Origin of the sequence: Bacillus sp. FSL R9-9492, assembly GCF_038007365.1 — a bacterium.
Classification (GTDB): Bacteria; Bacillota; Bacilli; order Bacillales; family Bacillaceae_G; genus Bacillus_A; species Bacillus_A mycoides.
Window position 1 is genome coordinate 3375243 of the sequence record NZ_JBBOXC010000001.1, and the last position, 18892, is coordinate 3394134.

The 18892-nt window shown below is 34.9% G+C and carries 18 protein-coding genes, 2 pseudogenes and 1 riboswitch; of the genes and pseudogenes, 7 read left to right on the top strand and 13 right to left on the bottom strand.

All coding sequences use genetic code 11. From position 1 onward, the window contains the following. Positions 1-41 precede the first annotated feature (41 nt). Positions 42-329: pseudogene (locus MKY70_RS17150) on the bottom strand (uridine kinase); the annotation flags it as partial. A 132-nt stretch (positions 330-461) separates the two neighbouring features. Between MKY70_RS17150 and MKY70_RS17155 the strand changes: the two are divergent. From MKY70_RS17155 to MKY70_RS17165, 3 genes are all read left to right on the top strand, one after another. Beyond that, positions 462-611, top strand: a complete 150-nt coding sequence (locus tag MKY70_RS17155; protein WP_176280917.1) for a hypothetical protein — start codon at positions 462-464, stop codon at positions 609-611. 162 nt (positions 612-773) lie between these two features. Continuing rightward, a complete protein-coding gene (locus MKY70_RS17160) occupies positions 774-1337 on the top strand; it encodes a GNAT family N-acetyltransferase (protein WP_002142483.1) in 564 nt (187 codons plus the stop codon). A gap of 284 nt (positions 1338-1621) precedes the next feature. After that, a protein-coding gene (locus tag MKY70_RS17165; RefSeq protein ID WP_154214651.1) for an IS3 family transposase occupies positions 1622-2817 on the top strand; the annotation gives its coding sequence in 2 pieces (ribosomal slippage) (positions 1622-1928 and positions 1928-2817; 1197 coding nt in all). Between the two features lie 111 nt (positions 2818-2928). On the opposite strand, the gene MKY70_RS17170 is transcribed toward MKY70_RS17165, so the two are convergent. Beyond that, complete coding sequence (locus MKY70_RS17170) at positions 2929-3597, bottom strand: hypothetical protein (RefSeq protein WP_003190427.1); 669 nt, start codon at positions 3595-3597, stop codon at positions 2929-2931. A gap of 401 nt (positions 3598-3998) precedes the next feature. Next, a complete protein-coding gene (locus tag MKY70_RS17175) occupies positions 3999-5639 on the bottom strand; it encodes a M20 family metallopeptidase (RefSeq protein ID WP_341025343.1) in 1641 nt (546 codons plus the stop codon). A 733-nt stretch (positions 5640-6372) separates the two neighbouring features. On the opposite strand from MKY70_RS17175, the gene MKY70_RS17180 reads away from it, so the two are divergent. The 3 genes from MKY70_RS17180 (at position 6373) to MKY70_RS17190 (ending at position 9314) form a co-directional block, all read left to right on the top strand. After that, positions 6373-7302 (top strand): phosphotransferase, encoded by a 930-nt coding sequence (locus MKY70_RS17180; RefSeq protein ID WP_088031858.1) that lies wholly within the window; start codon positions 6373-6375, stop codon positions 7300-7302. A gap of 44 nt (positions 7303-7346) precedes the next feature. Next, positions 7347-7694, top strand: a complete 348-nt coding sequence (locus tag MKY70_RS17185) for a VOC family protein (protein ID WP_002033235.1) — start codon at positions 7347-7349, stop codon at positions 7692-7694. Between the two features lie 273 nt (positions 7695-7967). Further along, positions 7968-9314 (top strand): short-chain fatty acid transporter, encoded by a 1347-nt coding sequence (locus tag MKY70_RS17190; RefSeq protein WP_002128252.1) that lies wholly within the window; start codon positions 7968-7970, stop codon positions 9312-9314. Between the two features lie 40 nt (positions 9315-9354). Here the strand turns inward: MKY70_RS17190 and MKY70_RS17195 are convergent, their stop codons facing one another. The 4 genes and pseudogenes from MKY70_RS17195 to MKY70_RS17210 all read right to left on the bottom strand — a co-directional run bounded on the left by MKY70_RS17195 (position 9355) and on the right by MKY70_RS17210 (position 11258). After that, positions 9355-9708 (bottom strand): group-specific protein, encoded by a 354-nt coding sequence (locus MKY70_RS17195; protein ID WP_341025346.1) that lies wholly within the window; start codon positions 9706-9708, stop codon positions 9355-9357. Further along, positions 9705-10272 (bottom strand): annotated as a pseudogene (locus tag MKY70_RS17200) (NAD(P)H-dependent oxidoreductase). The gene MKY70_RS17195 and the pseudogene MKY70_RS17200 overlap by 4 nt, the downstream one beginning before the upstream one ends. Positions 10273-10294: 22 nt before the next feature. Next, complete coding sequence (locus MKY70_RS17205) at positions 10295-10732, bottom strand: SWIM zinc finger family protein (protein WP_002066108.1); 438 nt, start codon at positions 10730-10732, stop codon at positions 10295-10297. Positions 10733-10937: 205 nt separating this feature from the next. Then, entirely contained in the window at positions 10938-11258 is a 321-nt protein-coding gene (locus MKY70_RS17210) for a hypothetical protein (protein WP_002110869.1), read from the bottom strand. Between the two features lie 38 nt (positions 11259-11296). Then, positions 11297-11395: riboswitch (SAM riboswitch) on the bottom strand. 121 nt (positions 11396-11516) lie between these two features. Here MKY70_RS17210 and MKY70_RS17215 point away from each other — a divergent pair. Continuing rightward, positions 11517-11708 carry a hypothetical protein gene (locus MKY70_RS17215; RefSeq protein ID WP_002084448.1) on the top strand — a complete coding sequence of 64 codons (192 nt, stop codon included), beginning with the start codon at positions 11517-11519 and terminating at the stop codon, positions 11706-11708. 31 nt (positions 11709-11739) lie between these two features. Here MKY70_RS17215 and MKY70_RS17220 read toward each other — a convergent pair whose 3' ends face one another. The 6 genes from MKY70_RS17220 to MKY70_RS17245 all read right to left on the bottom strand — a co-directional run bounded on the left by MKY70_RS17220 (position 11740) and on the right by MKY70_RS17245 (position 18661). After that, positions 11740-12462: a YwiC-like family protein gene (locus MKY70_RS17220; protein WP_002013933.1), complete on the bottom strand. Its 723-nt coding sequence runs from the start codon at positions 12460-12462 to the stop codon at positions 11740-11742. Between the two features lie 184 nt (positions 12463-12646). After that, positions 12647-13348, bottom strand: a complete 702-nt coding sequence (locus tag MKY70_RS17225; protein ID WP_088031816.1) for an ECF transporter S component — start codon at positions 13346-13348, stop codon at positions 12647-12649. Next, the gene (locus tag MKY70_RS17230) at positions 13321-14982 is read right to left on the bottom strand and encodes an ABC transporter ATP-binding protein (protein ID WP_140152335.1); all 1662 of its coding nucleotides are present in this window, start codon (positions 14980-14982) and stop codon (positions 13321-13323) included. The genes MKY70_RS17225 and MKY70_RS17230 overlap by 28 nt, the downstream gene beginning before the upstream one ends. Continuing rightward, positions 14955-15833 carry an energy-coupling factor transporter transmembrane component T gene (locus MKY70_RS17235; RefSeq protein ID WP_033715026.1) on the bottom strand — a complete coding sequence of 293 codons (879 nt, stop codon included), beginning with the start codon at positions 15831-15833 and terminating at the stop codon, positions 14955-14957. Before MKY70_RS17235 ends, MKY70_RS17230 begins: the two co-directional genes overlap by 28 nt. A 23-nt stretch (positions 15834-15856) precedes the next feature. Further along, on the bottom strand, positions 15857-16684 hold the full coding sequence (locus MKY70_RS17240) for a DUF4430 domain-containing protein (RefSeq protein ID WP_088031818.1): 828 nt from the start codon (positions 16682-16684) through the stop codon (positions 15857-15859). A gap of 123 nt (positions 16685-16807) precedes the next feature. Beyond that, positions 16808-18661, bottom strand: a complete 1854-nt coding sequence (locus MKY70_RS17245) for a DUF4430 domain-containing protein (protein ID WP_341025349.1) — start codon at positions 18659-18661, stop codon at positions 16808-16810. Between the last annotated feature and the right edge of the window lie 231 nt (positions 18662-18892).

Genomic DNA, 18892 nt, shown 5'->3' on the forward strand with positions numbered 1-18892 from the left:
ATGAACCCTCATAATAAACATAACAAATAGAGTATTTGCATTTAAACTCTATAAAACTCAAATGTATTTTTTTCTAGACATATTGCTTCATCGGAATTTTTGATAATAATATCAAAACATTGACTGTATGGATGCATAAACACTTCGTACTGAATCCGACGTTCTGCATGAGACCGCCTTAAATAATTGATATCGGCTCTCCTTTCAGCAATATCGCGGCTAGACCTTCTCATTAATTCTGTTTCACCATCTGCATAGAAGTAAATTTTTAAATCAAATAAATCGGGATTAATAAATGCGACACTCATTCCTTCTACAATCATTAGTTGAATAACCTAAGGCTGCTTCGGTAACCATTTTTTGTACCAACTGGCAGTTTGGTTCTCAATATGTGAAAAGGGATTTCTAAGTGATTAATTGAATATATATTTATTGTTTACTAATTTTTGGGAGGCCCCTTTATGGGAGATAAACTTTACTGTATTGCTAAATATCAAGTTCTTAATGAAGAAAGAATAGGAGCTTCGCACGGTTCTATAATAATTTATAGTGCTGCTGTGACGGGATCTCCTGTTAGTGAGATAGGGTGTTTTTTAATTTATTTATCATAATAACGTACCCGAAGAGATTGATATGGTGACATATCAACCAACTGAGGTGGTACCACGAAATTGCAACTCTCGTCCTCAAGAATTATTTCCTTGGGGTGAAAGTTTTTTTATTATATAAGTTTCATTCTGTCATAATTTAAAGTTTTCGAGAGGAGAAATGATATGAATTCTATTTTATTAGATGTTCCGTTACAAATAGAAACAGACAGACTAATTCTTCGAGCACCACTTCAAGCTGGTGACGGGAATGTCGTACACCAAGCTATTAAGGATTCAATTAATGAGTTAAAACAATGGTTGCTTTTATTTCAGTCAATTCCTACTGTTGAAGAAACGGAAATTCTCCTGAGAAATGCCCATATAGATTTTTTGAAAAGAGAAAGCTTTCGCTATCTTATCTATCATAAGGATACTAATGATTTTATTGGAACTGCTAGCCTTCACGGAATTAATTGGAAAATTTCTAAATGTGAAATTGGATACTGGATTAATACGCAATTTAGTGGCAATGGATATATGACAGAGGTAGTAAGTGAGTTAACAAACCTTGGATTTCAGTTACTCAAATTTAGAAGGATTGAAATACGCTGTGAATCTACTAACACTAAAAGTCGTACGATCCCTGAAAAACTAGGTTTTGAGCTTGAAGGGATATTACGTAATGAAGATCTTTCAGCTGACGGTAAAGAACTAACTGATACCTGCATCTATGCAAAGGTAAATTAGATTGAAATTTTAATACTCAATTGCGTCTGTGTACATAGTTTATTCCCCTTCTAATCCATTATTGTGATTTGTTTAGAACTATAGTACATCACTATGTTTAAAATGAAATGTACTGAAATGGGTATATTCTATTGTTACAATCATTTTATAAATAAATTACTTCATGAAGTTATAAAATTAGGACCGTACATATTAGACATATGATATTATCCCCTTTAGGTAGACAGTGTAAAAAGACCATGTACATACATGGATGTTACACTATTACTTGGAGGGGATTTTTCATGACTAAAAAAGGCTTAACTTTTAATATATATTCAGAAGAATTAAAGTTATCAGCTGTTCAAAGTTATTTAAACGGAGAAGGAAGTTACAATACGATAAAGGAAAAATATCAGCTTAGAAGTTCTACTCAACTTAAAAATTGGGTGAAAAAATATAAAGAATGTGGTGAAATTACAGATACACGTGGAAAAAACAGTGGAATGAAAGGGATACCAAATCCTCTAAAAGGCAAACGTGTTCATTTCAATACCGTTGAAGAGGAACGCGACTACTATAAGGCTCAGGTTGAATATTTAAAAAAGCAATATCCAAATCTGTAAATGGAGGCGTACTAAAATATAAAGAGAGATATCATATCATTGAATCATTAAAGGGGAAATATCCAGTTAGGTGGCTTACGAAATTTGCTGGTGTACATCGTTCAAGTTACTATAAGTGGATTCATACAAAAGGCATGAAAAACATGCGACTAGCATCCGAAAAACGATTAAAAAAAGTAATACAATCTATTCATGTAAAGCACAAGGAATATGGTTATCCACGTATGAAAATCGCTTTACAGGAAGAAGGATATTTTATAAATCATAAAAAAGTATATCGCTTAATGAGCGAGCTCAACATTCAATCTATTATTCGAAAGAAGCGTCGCTTCTTTAAAGGGAACTATTCCAATGTTTTTCCGAATGTTTTAAACCGTGAATTTAAAGATCGTCAACAAAATGAAGCACTTGTTACAGATATTACGTACCTACGATTCCAAGAGGGATTTCGGTATCTTTCTGTTGTCCAAGATATTTATAATAACGAAGTTGTTTCTTGGAAAATATCCAAGCGCAATGATAATGAACTTGTATTAGATACAATTGAAATGTTGGCACAAAAAAGAGATGTGCGTGGAACCATTCTCCATTCAGATCAGGGATTCCAGTACACATCTCATGCCTACAACAAACGACTTTTAGATTTAGGTATCATTGGCAGCCACTCTCGCAAAGGAAACTGCCATGATAATGCCTGTATCGAGTCATTTTTCTCCCATTTTAAATCGGAGATGTTGTATTTGAATCATTTTAAAACAGAAGAAGATTTAATACAAGCAATTGAAGAATATATTTACTTTTATAACTATAAACGGTTCCAAAAACGACTCAACCATCGAGCTCCGATAGAATATCGAATCTCGATGGCTGCTTAGTCTTTTTAATACTGTCTACTTGACAGGGATAAGACCACATATCTAAAATGTACGGTCCTTTTGTTTACTAGTGGTTCACTTATCTAACCTAAAGATAAGTATGTGGTCCTTTTACAATTTGAATTTCTTTTTAAGCTTCTTATATTTTCTATATGAACGTCGAACAATGTTTAACATGAAATACGGTATTTTAACAGGGAAAGGCAATTTATAAATGAAAGGCAAGTAAAAGGTGAAATATGCCTTTTCTAAGTCTCTCCACTTACTATCTTCTTTTGTTTTTAAGAAATCAGATACATCGACTACATATCCCCTTCCATTTTCCATCATCACATTTTTTCCGTGAACATCACAAGGAGTTAATCCTTGCTCCCTTGCATACTCTATAGCTTCATTGATATCAAGGATTACCTGCTTAGGAATTTTAATCCCCTTATGGATAGCATCGTATAAGGTAATTTCTTTTAAACGTTTCAATACTATGAAATTTTCTCCTTTATATATAAGATTCGAATAAGAAGGATGATTTCCGATTCTTCGGTATACTTCTGACTCTTTTTCAATTCCTTCTCCTTCTCGCGCGTAAACTTTCACTACCCAATCTTTGTATTCTTTGTGCATAAATACTGCGGCATAATTACCTGTCCCTAAACACTTCCAAAGTCTAGGAATATCTTTAACTACTATAGGCTCGAATTCATCCTCACTTCTTATGCTTACCTCTTTTAATAATTCGTCCTTTATCAATCTCACAAAACTATTTATACTCATCATTTCCACTCCGGTTTTGCTACAAGGGGTACTACCCCATACCCATCAAGTTAAGGAGTACCTTCTTCCCTAATACGAAAAAATGAGCAAACTTCACTAAGTAACTAACTTTAGAGAAATAAATTTTTCATTTAGGGGGGACCTCAAAACCTTAAAATGGATATTCTACGCAAATATATATTATTGATACAATAAGTTATGTTAACTTCACATAATTATATTATACAAAAACTCAGCAAATACCGTTACAAAAAGTGTACAAGCCATATCTACTCTCTCTAAATAGTTTATTGCGAATCTATTTTAAGGAGAATTCTTACATCACAATTTCATAAATCTAAGGTTTCAAACTATTCATTACGAAAAAAAGACCGTATCACTACGGTCCTTTTCTCGCTCTTATGCAAACACTATGACTGTGTAACTTTATTAGAAACAAGTAGTTTTTCAATACATATAGGTAACATATCTAATAACGTTTCAAATGCGTAATTTACGTCCAGACGCTCCGTCCATTGATGTGCATCTTTTCCTACCGGTCCCATATTTAATACTGGAACGTCAAACTCTTCTAATTCCTCTAGTGGAATCGAATAACCTTTATCCCATAATGGCATATTGTCTACAAGAGAACTCATTGAATCTAATGGGTTTTGTAAGCCCACATAGCTTAAATCTGAAATTCCTCCAAAATAATTTTGGTTTTCAAATGTAATGCTATGATTATAGTGGGCATACTTTTCCATTTCTACAACTACCTCTTTAATTAAAGGATTGTTGCGTGAACTCACAGCTGGATAGTATGGCGGCGCAAAGAAAAGTACAATCATTGGAGCCTTTTCTTTACATAAGATAGATAATTTGTCTACTAAATCAATAGTTACTGCACGATCATCTTTATCTTCTCTATTTTTTATAATATCGGATTGAATTTCATCTATTTTTTCTCTTCCATGTTGTTCAATTGCATAAGCGATAAGCTCTTCATACGTTAATACATTTACTTTAAGATTCGGCGGTATGAACGGATTATACTTAGAAAAATGATACGCTCGCTCCTCATATGATTCTTCGATTTTCTCTGCTACTTTCGTTACTTTTTGGCGTAACAATGAAACTACATCTGTCATCGTTTTTTCTAGTAAAAACAAATTAAATAATGTGACAGCACGATGAGGAATTTGTACAGAATAATCCTCCTTTAAATCTCTTTGAAGCAAGTTAGTTGGTGGTGGACTCGCTTCCCCTTCTACAATATCACAAAGGTCCGTATTCAACTCTAATTCAGCTGTTAATAATGCAGCCATATAGCTCCCATTTAATCCTGCAAAAGGTTCGCCTACATGTGTCTCTTTTCCATAGCAAAGGAAACCAGGTAACACTTTACCAATAGAACCAGTATAAATGTACTTATTTTGGTCACCAGGATGTCTTGAAAACATAGGCTCTGAATTTAGGACCGTTTTATACTCTAAGTCATGTTCTTTTGCTAAGTCTAATAATCTTGGAACAGCAGCTCTCATCCCTACAGAGTTCACTTCTTCATCTGGAACGGCCAATAAAAGAACATTCCCATCAAATCTTCCTTCACAAGCTTGCTCAACCATCGCCATTTGTAAAGCTAGACCACATTTCATGTCCATCGTTCCTCTACCAAATAGCCAATCTCCTTGTTCAATATCTTCACGTACATGATCTGGTAGCTCATCTTTATGAGAATAAAACATAGATGTTAACTTTTTAGGGTTAAATGCATCTTCTTTCCACACTCCGTAATCTTGTACATCTACAACATCAAAGTGACTAACAAGAATTACGGTATTTTTCGTACTATCGCTTTTCTTTACTAGAGCTGTAACAAAATGTCTTCCATCTCCCGTCGGATTTTTTTGTAAATGATGCGGATTTTGTTTGAAATACTGTAAATCAGATAGTTGTTCTACAACAAAGTCTGGCAATATAACTTCAGCTTCTGAACCTGTAATACTAGGAATTTCAACAAGATTGCTTAATAATTGAACCAATTGTTCTTTAGATTGCCACTTTGACATATAAATCCCCCTATTTTTCCGCATTATGAAATTCATTTCCAATATATGAATAAAAAATGACGACAGCAATCAAAATTATAATTTTGCCGTTTGGTAAGCTTATGGTTCTTTTTATTTGCGGCAAACATATGCTTCCAGGATTTGAAGAATATGTTTAATATCGCTTTTAAATAAAGTCACGGTGTTTATAAAACAGACGTCCCTTTGGATCTGTTTATCTAAAGAGATGTTTGTGAAAAGAAGATCTGAACTGAAAGGCGGATTAAGAAACTGCTGAGTAGCAATAAAGTTACTCCACTAAAGGGCCAGATTATTGAGGAACGTTTTCAGGAAATTAGATTATTCGAGTTTGAATATATCATTGAGATTGTGAAGGTTTTTTACTTAAACTGACGGGGCAGTAATACTCAATTAAAAATAATGGTAAAGTTAGTGAAAAGAAGAAGGATTGAAAATCGTATAGATTCATTCATTGTAATACATTTTTAGTTTTTGTGTGGCGAGGTATTTGAGAAGTAAGAATGATTTCATCAAAAAAACCATTGGAGCTCCAACGGGTTTTTATATGACTATTTTTCCAGACCCAATTTAACATCATAACAAATTATAAATAAACAATCTATACTTTTGGTTAGATTGTTTATATAGTTTGATTGACAGCAAAACCTAAGAAAAGGGGTGTTATTCATTGAGAATCACTTGTCACCTTGATCAATCTGATTTACAGGAGTATATGCAAAAAGTCTTTGGTACCAGTTATTTGGTTTCTAGTGTAACGAAAATGCATGGCGGTGCACAAAAGGTAGTCTATAAGATTGACTGCAGCAATGGATTTTCCTGCGTTCTGTATGTTTGGGATCTTACCATGAATTATTTTCAAGAAGAAATAGCAAACCGAGATATACATGAGCACTCCTATAGTAGTGATTTATTTGAATTAAATAACAAGTATTTAATCCAACAAGGAATTCAAACTCCCCTTCTATATGATCTGAATAAGGAAAGAAACCGTTATCCTTATGATTATGCTCTCGTTGAATATGTAAATGGACAAAAGGCAGAAGTTTATTTTCAACATTCCGATTCATATGTTAAAGATAAAGTGTTTCAGCGGATAGGAGATATGCTGGCAGACATGCATGCCAACGAGAGACTTACTCATGGGAAAGCGAATCAAAGTGGGATCAACACGGAAAAATGTCATCACTTGCAAATAAAGAATGCAAAAAGAGATTTAGATTACGCATGCCAACATATTGACAGCATCAGGGCTAGTCATAGCAATCTACTCGATACATTGTACGAGCTTGAATCAAAAATTGAACCAAGAAGTCGTTATGGATTTATACATGGGGAACTCGGCCCTGATCATGTATTAATTAATGACAAACTAGAACCTTATTTGATTGATATCGAAGGCGCCGAGTTCTTTGATATTGAGCATGAGCACAGTTTTTTGCAGTTTCGATTTGGGGATTATTATCGATATTTAAAGAATGATACTCTCGACCCCAACAGGATGTTATTCTATCGATTCCATCATCATATATCCTTAACTTCAGGCGGGTTGAGATTGCTTCACAGAGGATTTCCGAATCAACAATTTGCAAAAGATCTAACCGATCACCATTCCCGTTGTGCACTGCGTTTTATTGAAGGTTGAACTTATGTCATTAAAAATTTAAAGATAGATAGGAGTTAAATACAATGATAAAAGGTTTCGGAGGAATATTTTGGAGAACTAAAAATCTTGATGTTATAAAAAAATGGTACAGTGAAGTGTTGAAGATTGAAATAGAAAATTGGAACGGGACTGTGATTAAACCCGAATTAGGAACTGAGACTATCTTTTCTTTCTTTGCCGAGAATGATAGTTATTTTCCTACAGAACAACAAGTGATGTTAAATTTCCAAGTACATAATCTAAACGAGACTATTCAGCATCTTGAACAAATTGGCGTACCTCTTGAAAAGAAAGAAGAGATTAGTGAATTTGGAAAGTTTATTTGGATTAAAGATCCTGAAGGGCGATTGATTGAGCTTTGGGAGAAATAGTGGATTTTAATCATTTGCTATTCAGCTAACAGATGCTTTAGTTCAATAAGGTAAATAAAAAAGTGCACCTCCGTTTATTAGACACAGTCTAACAATCGGAGGTGCACTTTTTTAATCTATCCAACTTAGTATAAGCCTATCCATTTATTAATAATATCAATCTATCAATAAATTACAACCATCTTTAATATCTGAATTTTCCATATATTAAAGGATATTACTCAAACAACCTCGAATAATTGTAATAAATATACATAAGGAGGTTGAGCTATTTTGTTTCGTTCATTTACAAATGGATGTGTTGCCCTTGTGCAGCGTTTCTTACCAGAACCGTTTATTTTATCATGTTTATTAACTGTTTTCGTTATCTTCTTCGGTATGTTTGCAACGAGCCAAACACCTGTAGAAATGATTAATCACTGGGGTAATGGAATTTGGGGACTTCTCGCTTTTTCTATGCAAATGGCTCTTGTACTCGTGACAGGATCTGCATTAGCAAACGCTCCTCTTATTAAAAAAGGATTAACGAGAGCAGCGAAATTACCGAAAACAAATGGACAAGGTATTATTGCTATTTCAATCGTAAGTTTACTAGGAGCATACATAAACTGGGGATTTGGTATTGTTGTATCGGTTTTATATGCAAAAGAAGTGGCCAGACAGTTAGAAGGATTAGATTATAGGTTAGCAATTGCTTCTTCCTACTCTGGATTTCTCATTTGGCATGCAGGCCTTTCTGCTTCTATCCCTCTTACGTTAGCAACTGGCGGCGAAACGTTAATTAAAACGACAGCTGGAAGTATTAAAGAAGCGATTCCAATAACAGAAACGTTATTCTCACCATACGCACTCGTGCCAGTTATTATTTTTCTCGTTACGATGCCTCTCATTAACCGGGCCATGCATCCAGATGAAAAACATACGATAACTGTAGATCCTAGCGTATTCCATGAAGAAGCTGCCGCTCAAGAAGTAGGGAACAATACGTTCGCTGAAAAAATGGAAAATAGTATGATTATTACACTTTGCATCGGATTATTAGGTCTTATTTATATTTTTAACTATTTTAGTACGAAAGGCTTTAACCTTACACTTGATATCGTTATTTTTATGTTATTAATTGCCGGTCTTATTTTCCACCGTACTCCGATTCAATATATTCGCGCTTTCTCTGACTCAACTAAGAGTGCTTCAGGTATTTTACTTCAGTTTCCGTTCTATGCTGGAATTATGGGGATGATGATTGGAGTAAATAGTGAAGGTCTTTCGCTTGGAGGAGCTATTTCTACTTTCTTTATTAGTATTTCAAATGAAACCACATTCCCGCTCTTTACATTTTTAAGTGCTGGCATTGTAAATATTTTCGTTCCATCTGGAGGCGGTCAATGGGCAGTGCAAGCACCAATTATGATTCCAGCTGGCGCTGAACTTGGTGTACCTGCCGCGAAAACAGCGATGGCAATTGCATGGGGCGATGCTTGGACAAATTTAATTCAACCTTTCTGGGCATTACCGGCATTAGCGATAGCTGGTTTAAGCGCGCGTGATATTATGGGATTTTGTGTTGTTAACTTACTATATGCAGGATTTATCATTAGTCTATGTTTCTTATTTATTTAAACGAAAAGCTAGTTTTATACTAGCTTTTTTATATAATAAATCATTCGTTATCTATACAGCTTATTACCTTCCTCCACTCTACCTCTGCATGATTTAATGCTTCATATGTAAACAAATCTTCACATACTTTTTCAATCATATGAGGATTGTTCTTAAGGAAATTCCACTGCAATACTTTAGGGAGCACATACGTTTCATATTCTTTACTTCCCTTTATTACCTCATCAACTTCTCTTTCACAAATCCCTCTTATTAAATAATCATTTCTTAATTGTATTTGAATTTGTTGAAACGTTTCGCTGTATTTCTTCAATTGGACTAAACAATTAATATACGTACGCAAAAGTTCGTCATCATAATTGCAACACTTTATAATACGATCGATTTCATTCATAATGTACGAGCCGCTTCTTCTATTTGTAATAGCCACTTTTCACGCTTCTCTAGTTTACTCGTTTTCACAGATTGAAAAGTAGAACGTTTTATATTGCGAATACCACAAAAACGTAAAACCCCTCTTTTCATCATAATCCAATCCGCTGATCGATATAATAGGGCCACGTACCATAACGGTGAGTCTAACGTATTAATAACCCATGCTTTCTTTCCTTTAAATAAGCCTTTCGGTAATGACCCCTCATATTTATAAGCAAATCCAGCTACAAAAATACGATCGATAAATCCTTTTAAAATAGCAGGCATGCCCCACCACCATATCGGATATATGAAAAGAAGAATATCCGCTTTCCCCACTAATTCTCTATATCGCTTCTTCATTTAGTAAATCACGTCTTTTCTTCTCTTCATTAAATACAAGCACTGGATCAAATTGTTCTTTATATAAATCAAGTAGCGTAACAGAATGATTTGTTTCCTCAAGTCCTTTTTGCACATGCTCTAAAATTGCCCCATTAAAGCTTGAAGGATTAGGATGAGCATATATAATTAGTACGTTCACTACAAAACAACTCCCTCTTTAGTTAAAGTTTCTCCTTCTTTAACATCTTCTCTACAATTTGCACATTTTTCGAACTTTGTAACAAACGATTTAATACTGTTAGTAACTCTTCTTTTTCTAAACCTTTCAATTGCTCTTTAACTGTACTCTCACCAGCACCTTGAATTTCATACACAACTGCCGCCATATGTTTACAATAATTTTCATAAGGACACTCGCAGCTACTTTCTGCAAAATCTTCAAGATCAATAATCACTTCATAATTCCCTGCATTTCCAGTAACGAAAGCAAATACTTTCTTGTCGTGTATTTCAACATCTTCTACATGTCCCTCTTCATAATATTCATATCCTCTATCTATAATGTACTTTGGAATCCATTTCATTATATCTTTTAATAAGTATGCATACATCACAACACCTCTTCCTCTAATTCCCTTTTGACTTCCAAAATCCTGCATGTTATTCTAATAACTGTCAAGTAGCGAGTCTACGTGACAAAACGACTGACACCTATTCGGCGGAGGTGTCTCTTTTCATTTGCAGCCGATATGAAGTGCCTCTTTCAGGCACATTCAATCTTTGACACTACACACTCAACACCATTCCCTTGTATCAGGCTGCTTTAGCAGTCTTTTACTCTACATACTTCAAAAAAAAGAGAGCTCAGCTCCCTTTTCCCGCTTTATAAAATACCCCTTTTTCAGCATAGCGATATTCATCATCAGCTAAAGTAATTTTCCCATCCAGTTTGAGTTCATCTAATAGTCTTGATAAATAAAATTGATGTAACATTTTTTTAGTGAATTTTCCTTCATGATGCGAAACGATATGTTCTTGAATATCTAACAATGATATTGGCTTATCTTGCTCTATCATATATTCATAAACTGTACTACGCAGTTTTACGTATTTTTCGAGTGTCACAGTACTTCGCAACCCCTTTCTTCTTATTATATGTTTTCGTAATCGGTTTTTTTGCAACAAAAAAACCTCTCCGATAAGAAGAAGTTACGTATATCTTCGTCTTATCTCCCAGAACAAATATGTTCTGCTGGAATTAGCACCTGCATCGCGGTTGCTGGGTTTCATCGGGCCAGTCCCTCCACCTCTCTGGATAAGAAAATATTCACTTTAAATTTAACTATACGTAATTTTATTATAATTGTCAAATAAATATAAAAAATTATATTTTCTTCTTTATTGTTCATACTACAAAAAGATGTACAAAAGGAGGCTACTACTTTGAAAAAGAATGCTCGTGGATACGTACAAGATTCTTTTCATTCCTTACAAGAAGCGAAACATTGTTTAGAAGATGCATTACAGACTGTTGAAGAAGATTTTAATCGCGCACGTATTGAACAATCCCTTTACGCTGTAGAGCAAGCTCTTCAACGTTGCGATTACACCGTTCACATTTTAGAACAAGAATGAAAACTTCCCATCAAAAGATGGGAAGTTTGTTTCAAATGGCATACTTCATCATTATTACCGTTATTATTAAAAAATATACAGAATTAACAATTTCTAAAATCCCTACTTTTAATATAGAAATCTTTTTGCCGTACAACATAATGGCCCGAATTACACTTGGTACAAATATGAGTGAACACCATGGATTTATAGCAAATACAATTACCGTTAATACAATATGGTATCCCCAAGATATAAAACGATACTTCGGATTATTTTTTTCACGAATCATCGTTTTTACATAAAACGTACTTCCTAAAAAATATAGAAATGAAATAAGCGCAATGAATAATGCTGTTTTATCTATGAATTTCACGGAGAAATAATAACTGATTAAACCACCTATACAAAACACTATAATCGCACAAACATCATTTAGTAATGCTCGTTCATTTTTTTGACGAGCGTAATACATATTTACAATAAACAATGGAATCATTAATACTGCGAATAAAAGAATTCGCCATTCATATAATAAAGAAATCATCCCAAATATAAATGCAATGATAAAATAAACAATTGCAGCGTGTAGAAATTCTTTTTTTCGTCTTTGCCTTATGTACATGAGAAATGGATAAGTGGCTAGATAGATAAAGAACCAGGCTAAAAACAGTGGGATATGATAAAAAGTAGGTTTACCAAGTAATACACTTAATAGAAATGGTATGACAAGCATCGCCCATGCTCCATGTTGCTTCGGAATAACTAACTTCATTAACTATACACCTCCCTCTTGAAAATAATTCTCACCTACTATTATACAAATAATTTCATATAATAACGGATATATATTGAATCTATTTTTTGACAATAAAAAATGCTTCTTACAATATGTAAGAAGCATGAAAGAGGCAAACGAATATGTAAGTCGCGACCCTACCTTATATGAGTATGCTTTTCTATGTCACGTTATGCTCATCTAATATACCGTATTTCTTTTTAAATCTTGTGAGGATCGTAATCCATGACGTACTAAATAGCAGAAGGAAAATAACATTCGATATCGCATGACTAAGATCGAAAGAAAAACTTGCGACATAGTAAGCAATAACTGTTTCCCACGTTGCTTCCTGTATAAAACCAAGAAGACCCCAAAAATTCATAATCCAGCCAAATAGAAATCCAACGGCAAATCCGTACAACAGTCTTCCCCACAGTTTTTTCATTAAAAATGTATTACGTAATAGTCCAGCTATAAACCCGATCATGCCCCAAGAGAACATTTGCCACGGCGTCCACGGACCTTGTCCTAAAAAAATATTAGATACAATAGCCGCCGTTGCCCCAATCATAAAGCCAGTTTCACTTCCAAAAACAATTGCAGAAACGATAATGACAAAAGAAGTCGGTTGTACACTTGGTAAAATAGAAAATGGTACCCGGCTAACCGCTGCAATCGCCGCTAACACAGCAACGATAACAATTTCACGTGAAACAAACGCCTTCCTTTCAAAACGAACATAGAAAGGTAACATAATGACAGCTAATAAAAACAAACTACTTACCATGTAATACCCGTCCATAATAAAAGTCGTAAAGAGTAGTGTACATATTACAACAGCAAAAATAAATATTATGAATGCAACATATCGTTTGGACACGCTTCGTACACATCCTCCCACGTTAATGCAAATGGCAACTCTCTACGGATGAATCGATTAATAGATGTTGTATAAAAGAAGTTACCACTAAAGAACTCTTTCGGTGCATCATTCATAATGACTTTCCCGTCAAATAACATCATGCACTGATCAACGTATTTCGCTGCAAACTCAATATCATGCGTTGCCATTACAATTGTTGTACCTTCTTTTTGCAACTGTTTAAATAGCTCTCCTACTCTTTCCTTTTTCCATGGATCTAGTCCCTTTGTCGGCTCATCGAGTAATAATAAAGTTGGCTTTGATAATAACGTTGTACATAATGCGAGTAATTGTTGCTCTCCGCCGCTACAATCATGTGGATGGCGCTCTTTAAGTGAATCTAACCAGAACTTTTTCAACATTTCTTCTGCTATTGTTTTTCCCTCTTCACCATATAATTCACGCGCACGCTCATAAACCTCTTCCCATACTGTATCAAAAGTAAAATGATAGTACGGATGTTGCGATACGTACCCTATACTTTTAAATCGTTCTTTCGAATCAATTTTATGTACCACTTCCCCATTCCACTTTACCTTACCTCTTCTAGCTTTTTGCAATCCTGCTAAAATCGTTAACAGTGTAGACTTCCCGGTTCCGTTTTTCCCAACTAGAGCTGTCCATTTTCCCTTTTCGATGTTCACTGTTAAATCTCGTAAAATAAGTGGACTATTTTTTTCATATTGAAAAGATATATGTTCTGCACTTAAAATTACATCTCGCTTCTCACATTGTTCTACTTGCCCATTCCTATATGATATCGCTGAAAAATCATTCATTTTCATTTGTGCTTCTCGCACTGTAAATGGAATCTCTTTCACATTCCACTCTAAAAACAATCTTGGAATTTGCGGAATGAATGGACGAAACTTTTCTACTTCCCACATGTTCGCTATCACACTTTTAGAAGTACCATCATAAATGATTCTGCCATTATCCATACAAACAACGCGTGTTGCGAGCGGTATAACTTCATCTAAACGATGTTCACTTAAAATAATCGTAATTCCAAGTTCTTCATTAATACGTTTTAATAATCCTAAAAACTCTTTCGCAGCAATCGGATCTAGTTGTGCTGTCGGTTCATCCAGTAATAATAGTTTCGGCTGCATGACTAACACCGCAGCTAAATTTACAAGTTGTTTTTGACCACCAGATAAAGTATGAACAGATTGATGTAATAAATCTTGAAATCCTAAAAAGCTAATGAGCTCCGCTATTCTTTTTTGAATAATATGTGATGGTAATCCGATATTTTCTAAAGAGAATGCTAATTCTTGAATAACTGTATCCATTACGAGCTGATTTTCTGGATTTTGAAATACCATACCAATTTCTTGTGCAGATAATAAATCTGGTACATCTTCTAATAAAGCACCATCATAATATGTATGTCCAGAACGCGTACCAATTGGAAGTAACTCCTTTTTAAAATGTTTTAATAAAGTTGTCTTCCCAGAACCTGAACCGCCAGCAAGTACTATAAATTCTCCTTTTTGAACAGAAAGAGAAATATGCTGTAACGCTTCTTCATTTTCATCAGTATATATAAATGATAAATTCTTCATTTCTGCATGCGCCACCATATCCATTCCCTTCCTTCCATCATAATTGGTAAACTAACAAACATCATAAATAATATAAACATAATTCCATCGTATTGCTGGAACAGTATTGATTCCACTTTCGGATAGATAATCAATTTCCCTCCGCCATAATAACTAAATATGAATGAGGCTATAAATAGAATACTTAAATAACTTAGCGTGTACCAATCGCGTCTTTCCATTCTATACCGAATATAAGTCGTACGTTTCGTTACACCAAACCCACGAGCTTGCATAGAATCTGCTGTTTGTAGTGCATCTTCTAACGAACAAACTAATAACACTTGCAGTAATTTCATTCCATTTTTTATACGCTCAATGAGTGAACCTGAATCTAATTGCACACCTTTCGTTTTTTGGACGAGTGTAATTTTCTTTAACCGCCTAATAAACAAAGGAACAAACCTCACTGTAATCATCGTTAACAATGCTACTTTCGGTGAAATTCTTGAAAATAAATATAAAAATTTATGACTCGAAATAATATCGTTATAAGAAGCAAACGTAAACATAATCGCAACTAATAATAAACCCATAACAAGTCCATACATACAGGCCTCAAGCTTAATCCGGCTATCTCCTAAATAAAATAACGTAGTCGCTCCTCTATGCGTTAATAAAGAGTTAAATAAAATAACCATCAAAAAGAATACGATAGTACTAGGTAACATCTTTCTGATTTTCTCACCATTTCCCTGTACTATATTTAAGATTACAATTAGTATAATCGCTCCAATTAAAAAAAGAGGATGAAGACACATCATACATAGTATCATCACCCCAATATAATAGAAAAAATTAACAAAAGGATGTAAAGAAGAAAAGCTTATTTTCATAGTCCTTTACCGAAGATCCTTTCCTATTTTAATACAAACACCCACTCGATTGTATCGCCTGGTTTTACTTTAACTACACCAGCACTATAGTTTGGAAAAGCACCGTTCACACGATATTTCCATCCACTAGTAGCAGTAATATCTTTCTCGTATAAATCATTAATACCTTTTACATAAATATCACCTTTAGATCCCATTGCATCAATCTCTAATCCTGTGCCCGTTAGCACACTATAAACAGTGTCGCCTTCTTGTACATCAACCTTCTTCGCACCTAATAAGTATCCTTCATGACCTTTTACGGAGATAGTAACTTGTTTCGATTGCGGTTTCGGTACTGGTACCGGATCTGGTTTTTGTGGTTCAGGAGTTGGTACTGCCGGAGTCGGTATCGTTTTCTCCTCTTTATTCGGATCTTCCTTTTGCTCCTGCTTTGGTGTTTCTTTCGGCTGATTAACAACCTTTGCTTCTTCTTTTACTTCTGGCGCTTTCTGTTGCTGAGGTTTCTCTTCTTGTACTTTTTGTTGCTCTGGTTGTTTATTTGCAGCAGGCTGTTCCTTTGGTTTCTCTTCTTTCTTTACTTCAGGTTGTTCCTGCGCTTTTTCTTCTTTCGGTTTCTCTTCTACTTTTTGTTCTTGTTTATCTTTCTGCTCTTCTTGTTGTTTCTGTTCCGGTTCAGCTTGCTTCTCTTCTGGTTTCGGTACATCTTTTTGTTCTTCCTGTTTCGCTACTTCTTTTTGCTCTTCTTGCTTCGGTTCTGCCTTCTTCTCAGGTTTTACAGCCGTTTCTTCACATCCGGCTAATAATCCCAATGAAAGAACTAAAGAAATGAACCATTTCATCTTACTCATGCTGTCCCTCACCTTTCATATTAAAGTGAAACTTTAATGAGTGGAGATTTTGTTCATCCCCACTCATTATTAGCCCTCACTTTTATAATAAAATTAGGAGCAAATGATTGCTCCTAATTTTTGTTAAGCTGCTTTACGTCTCCATAATACATATGCAGAAGCGATACATAATACACCCATACCTACTTGTGTTGCTGCACTATGAGAAGATGCTCCTGTTTGTGGTAATTGATTCTTATTCTTGTTTGTTTCTTTATTAACTCGTTCGTTATCTACAACAACTTTTAGATTTTCATCTTTTGGTTGTTCTTGTAACTCTTCTTGTTGTTTCGGCTGTTCTACAACTTCTTTTTCTTCTACAGTTGTCTCTGGCTCTACAATTGGTTTCGTATCAATTTCATTCTCTACTACATTTGACCAATCATAAATCGATTTTCCAAGATCTTTAAACTGAAGTAAAGCTAAAAATGCTTGCTCTGTAGCCATTCCGCTACCTTTTTGATCACTTGGTAACCATTTAAACTCACCATTTGGAAGCTGGTATGACATTAAATTTTGTACTGCTTTATTAAGACGATCGTGATCTACATCTTTAACTAGCGATAGTCCAATAATTGCTTGTGCAGTACTATTAGAATTCTCTTGTCCATCAGCGGTAAAACCACCATTACCTAGCTGCTGCTTGTATAAATAATCAACAGCTTTTTGAATAGCTGGCTTTACATCTGCTTGATCTTGATAAGGAGCTAATGCTGCTAATACCATACTTGTTACATCAACGTTACTAGCACTTTCTTTACTACTTGAACTATCATATGTCCAGCCACCGTCTGTATGCTGCGCTTGTAAAAGTGCTTGTACTAAAGCAGCTCGATTCCATTTTGCTTCGGCCGGAATCTCATATTTCTTTGTATCTAATGCAAGTAATGTAAATGCGTATCCTGTAACAGAATTCACTTTATCTGATTCAAATAAATTTTGTACTAAATTTTGTCCCTCTACCTTTGTAGGATCAACATTCATTGCATTCATCATAATAATCGTTCTAGCTAAATCTGTTGCTGAAAAACGATTTAAACGCTTCTTAACCTTTTCAGCTACTGGCTTAACATAGTTTATTTTCGTTTCAAGCGGAACATTTACACCTGAACGAGCAAGTCCAATCGCAACCCAATCACTACCAATTCCATCTTGTAACATCTTTTCTGACGTTTTAGAAATCGCTTCGTTTAATTGTGCTGCTGGAATTTCAACTTTTTCTTGCTTTGGTTGCTCTGTTGTTTCACCATTTGTTGTTCCTGATGTTGTTTCGCCTGCCGGTTTACCATCTTTGTCTCCTGATGCTGTTTCGCCTGTCGGTTTACCATCTTTGTCTCCTGATGTTGTTCCACCTGTCGGTTTACCGTCTTTGTCTCCTGGTGTTGTTTCACCTGTTGGTTTACCGTCTTTGTCTCCTGGTGTTGTTTCACCTGTTGGTTTACCGTCTTTGTCTCCTGGTGTTGTTTCACCGTTAGGATCGTCCGTTTTACAAGCACCCAATTTATCTAACGTTTGTTGCAACGTTTGTTGACTCATATTGCTCCAGTCTGCAACGTAACGAAATGCAACAACATCCCCAGACTCTAATTTATAACTATCCGCCCCAACTTCTGCAGATTTATCATTTACATCATACAACCAACCGCTCGTTGCTCCGGCCATTAATCCATCGATGCCCTTTATATACGTTCCAAATGACATACTTTCAGATGTTACTTTGTCACCCATAACTTTTTGTAGCAAACTAAAAGCTGTTTCTCCATCTTCAATGGAAACTTCTTTTGGACATAACATAATTCCTTTTTGTGATTCACCAATAATTGCAAGTTTCGCTGTCTTTCCTTCAGCAAACGTAATATGTACTGTATTCGCAAAAGAAACAAATACAAGTGCCACTGCCATTAATGATGTAAGCAGCCATTTCTTTAACATTGCCATCCCAAAATTCCCTCCCTTTACTAACATTCACACAAAAAAAGACCCTTTAAGGGTATGCGGTTGACACTCTCTTTTTGTAAGTGTCGAACAAAAATGTACAACACCTCCTACCCGCATTATTCGCGGCTATATTTGTATAGGAAAAATAATTTCGTTTATGAACGCACCATTGTGATAACATTCACTTTTCTAGGCAAAATTTACTCCCTTTTCAAGTCATCCCGCTATTCG

Bases quoted from the DNA above. Each gene is read 5' to 3' on its own strand.
- MKY70_RS17155 (WP_176280917.1), top strand. From the start codon at position 462: ATGGGAGATAAACTTTACTGTATTGCTAAATATCAAGTTCTTAATGAA.
- MKY70_RS17160 (WP_002142483.1), top strand. From the start codon at position 774: ATGAATTCTATTTTATTAGATGTTCCGTTACAAATAGAAACAGACAGA.
- MKY70_RS17175 (WP_341025343.1), bottom strand. From the start codon at position 5,639: ATGTCAAAGTGGCAATCTAAAGAACAATTGGTTCAATTATTAAGCAAT.
- MKY70_RS17180 (WP_088031858.1), top strand. From the start codon at position 6,373: ATGCAAAAAGTCTTTGGTACCAGTTATTTGGTTTCTAGTGTAACGAAA.
- MKY70_RS17185 (WP_002033235.1), top strand. From the start codon at position 7,347: ATGATAAAAGGTTTCGGAGGAATATTTTGGAGAACTAAAAATCTTGAT.
- MKY70_RS17195 (WP_341025346.1), bottom strand. From the start codon at position 9,708: ATGAATGAAATCGATCGTATTATAAAGTGTTGCAATTATGATGACGAA.
- MKY70_RS17205 (WP_002066108.1), bottom strand. From the start codon at position 10,732: ATGCAGGATTTTGGAAGTCAAAAGGGAATTAGAGGAAGAGGTGTTGTG.
- MKY70_RS17220 (WP_002013933.1), bottom strand. From the start codon at position 12,462: ATGAAGTTAGTTATTCCGAAGCAACATGGAGCATGGGCGATGCTTGTC.
- MKY70_RS17230 (WP_140152335.1), bottom strand. From the start codon at position 14,982: ATGGATATGGTGGCGCATGCAGAAATGAAGAATTTATCATTTATATAT.
- MKY70_RS17235 (WP_033715026.1), bottom strand. From the start codon at position 15,833: ATGAAAATAAGCTTTTCTTCTTTACATCCTTTTGTTAATTTTTTCTAT.
- MKY70_RS17240 (WP_088031818.1), bottom strand. From the start codon at position 16,684: ATGAGTAAGATGAAATGGTTCATTTCTTTAGTTCTTTCATTGGGATTA.
- MKY70_RS17245 (WP_341025349.1), bottom strand. From the start codon at position 18,661: ATGGCAATGTTAAAGAAATGGCTGCTTACATCATTAATGGCAGTGGCA.